The organism is Mycobacterium sp. UM_Kg1 (assembly GCF_000972925.1).
In the GTDB taxonomy this organism is placed as follows: Bacteria; Actinomycetota; Actinomycetes; order Mycobacteriales; family Mycobacteriaceae; genus Mycobacterium; species Mycobacterium hiberniae.
The window spans coordinates 1-2,765 of record NZ_JRMK01000264.1 but is presented as its reverse complement, the minus strand read 5'-3'; the positions used below and the strand labels follow the sequence as shown (position 1 = coordinate 2,765).

Below are 2,765 nucleotides of genomic sequence, written 5' to 3'. Positions count from 1 at the left end.
GTGTATAAGAGACAGGTTCAGCACGGCGATGGTGTCGTCATAGGTCAGGTCCACTTCGCGGGTTCCTCTCTGTGGGGTGGCCCGACCGACAGCACGGCGCGGACCGCCGCCTGCAGCTGGGCGCGGGCAGCTTTGCTGCCCAATCGGTTTCGGTTCAAAATGATGGCCGTCGGTAAGTCGACGACACAGGTGGTGATGGTGTCGACGGCGGTGGCGTCGCGGCGCTGCCACAACGCGTCCGCCAGCGCGATGAGCACACCCACCAGCTGGTTGCCGATGCCGCGCAGTTGCTCGCCCAGTGCGGCGGGCAGGGTGTCGTCGGCCAGCTCGTCGCGGCGAATCGCGAAGAGCAGCATGCAGCCGTCCGGATGGCGTTCGGCGAACACCGCCGGGGCCTCGGCCGCGGCGATCACCGCCGCATGCGGGTCGCAGGCGCTGCCGATCAGCTCGCCCTGAACCGCCAGGAAGCGCCGGGCGGCCCGTAGCCAGGCAGCGGCGATGAGCCCGGCGCGGGACCCGAACCCGTGGTAGACCGCGCCGTTGGAGGCGCCGGTGGCCGCACCGACCGCGCGAATGGTCACCGCGGCGGGGCCGGACCGCGCGGCCAGGGACTCGACGGCGTCCAGCACCCGGTCGGGTTCGTAGACGCGCGGGCGGGCCACCCGCTCACGCTAACAGAGCGCCTGCTCTGTTACCACGTGCGGTCAATCGGATCCGGGCGTGACAGGATCAAGCGATCATGAGCACTAGCCCCGCACGCCCCGTCGTATTCTCCGGTGTCCAGCCCACCTCCGACTCGCTTCACCTGGGCAACGCCCTTGGTGCGGTCGCCCAGTGGACCGGCCTGCAGGACGACAACGAGGCATTCTTCTGCGTCGTCGACCTGCATGCGATCACCGTGCCGCAGGACCCCGCCACCCTGCGCCGGCGCACCCTGGTGACGGCCGCCCAGTATCTGGCGCTGGGAATCGACCCGGCGCGCAGCACCATCTTCGTGCAGAGCCATGTACCGGCCCACGCCGAGCTTTCCTGGGTGCTGGGCTGCTTCACCGGCTTCGGGCAGGCCTCGCGCATGACGCAGTTCAAGGACAAGTCCCAGAAGCAGGGTGCCGACTCCACCACCGTGGGTCTGTTCACCTACCCGGTGCTGCAGGCCGCCGATGTGCTGGCCTACAACGCCGAACTGGTGCCGGTGGGCGAAGATCAGCGGCAGCACCTCGAACTCGCCCGTGACGTGGCGCAGCGCTTCAACGCGCGGTTCCCGGACACCTTCGTCGTTCCGGAGGTGATGATCCCCAAGGCCACCGCCAAGATCTACGACCTGCAGGACCCCACCGCCAAGATGAGCAAGTCGGCCGCCACCGATGCCGGCCTGATCAGCCTGCTCGATGATCCGGCCAAGAGCGCCAAGAAGATTCGGTCGGCGGTCACCGACTCCGAGCGCGAGATCCGCTACGACCCGCAGAATAAGCCGGGCGTGTCGAACCTGCTGACCATTCAGGCCGCGGTCACCGGCTCCGATCTCGACGCCCTGGTGCGCGGCTATGAAGGCCGCGGCTACGGCGACCTGAAGAAAGAGACCGCCGAGGCGGTGGCCGAATTCGTCACCCCGATCAAGGCGCGGGTGGACGAGTTGCTCGCCGACCCCGCCGAGCTGCAGGCGGTGCTCGCCGCCGGGGCCGAACGCGCGCGTGCGGTGGCCACCGCGACCCTCGAGCGGGTGTACGACCGGGTCGGATTCCTTCCGCCGCCGGCATGAGCAAAGCCGTGACCGAGGAGTCCAAACCGGGCCTGCTGGCCCGGCTGCGGTCGCGCTACCGCTGGTTGGATCACGCGGTGCGCGCTCAGGAACGCTATGACGAGTGCCAGGGCAACTTCTTTGCCGCCGGGATGAGCTACTACACCATCTTCGCGCTGTTCCCGCTGGCGATGGTGGGGTTCTCCGTCGGCGGCTTCCTGTTGTCGCGGCGGCCCGAGGTGCTCGACGAAGTCGAGCGCCGGATCAAGCATTCCATTCCAGGCGAGTTCGGCACCGAACTCGTCACCCTGATGGACAGTGCGATCGCCTCCCGCGCGTCGGTGGGACTGATCGGTTTGGCCGCCGCCGGGTGGGTGGGCCTGACCTGGATCTCCAACTTCCGCGAGGCGCTCTCGGAGATGTGGGAGAAGCGTTCGGACAAGCCGGGTTTCGTCTCCTCGAAGCTGTCCGACCTGCTTGCCATGGTGGGGGCCTTCGGTGCCATGCTGGTCACTCTCGCGTTGACCGCCCTGGCCGACCCGAAACTGATGCGAAACGTCTTGCGCTGGATCGGCGTTCCCGATTTCACGCTGTTGGGCGGGCTGCTGCGGGTGGCGTCGTTGACGATGGCGGCAGGCGTGTCCTGGCTGCTGTTCACCTGGATGATCGCTCGGTTGCCCCGCGAACCGGTGAGCCTGCACAGCGCCATGGAGGCCGGCGCCATCGCCGCGGTCGGCTATGAGCTGTTCAAACAGGCCGGCTCGGTGTATCTGCAGTCGGTGATCAACGGCCCGGCCGGTGCGGTGTTCGGACCGGTCCTGGGCGTGTTGGTGTTCGCCTATGTCACCGCCCGGCTCGTTCTGTTCGCCACCGCGTGGGCGGCGACCTCGGCGGACCGCGGCAAGGGTTGAGGCCGCGCGGCCGCGGCGTCGCCTAGTCGGACGCGGGATCCACGAGGTCGGCGTACTGCGGGTGCTTGGCGATATAACCCGCCACGAACGAACACGTCGGGACCTGTCTCTTATAC

3 protein-coding genes are annotated in these 2,765 nt (G+C 68.2%); 2 read left to right on the top strand and 1 reads right to left on the bottom strand.

The window, feature by feature from the left end:
- Positions 1-44: 44 nt before the first annotated feature.
- Entirely contained in the window at positions 45-662 is a 618-nt protein-coding gene (locus tag LI92_RS20835) for a TetR/AcrR family transcriptional regulator (RefSeq protein WP_046322302.1), read from the bottom strand.
- 77 nt (positions 663-739) lie between these two features.
- Here LI92_RS20835 and trpS point away from each other — a divergent pair, with 77 nt between their 5' ends.
- Together trpS and yhjD are read left to right on the top strand one after the other, a co-directional pair.
- Positions 740-1,759 carry a tryptophan--tRNA ligase gene (gene trpS, locus LI92_RS20830; RefSeq protein WP_046322300.1) on the top strand — a complete coding sequence of 340 codons (1,020 nt, stop codon included), beginning with the start codon at positions 740-742 and terminating at the stop codon, positions 1,757-1,759.
- Positions 1,756-2,649, top strand: coding sequence for an inner membrane protein YhjD (gene yhjD / locus LI92_RS20825; protein ID WP_052740885.1), 894 nt, complete (start codon positions 1,756-1,758; stop codon positions 2,647-2,649). Before trpS ends, yhjD begins: the two co-directional genes overlap by 4 nt.
- The last annotated feature ends 116 nt before the right edge of the window (positions 2,650-2,765 follow it).

Bases quoted from the DNA above. Each gene is read 5' to 3' on its own strand.
- trpS (WP_046322300.1), top strand. From the start codon at position 740: ATGAGCACTAGCCCCGCACGCCCCGTCGTATTCTCCGGTGTCCAGCCC.
- yhjD (WP_052740885.1), top strand. From the start codon at position 1,756: ATGAGCAAAGCCGTGACCGAGGAGTCCAAACCGGGCCTGCTGGCCCGG.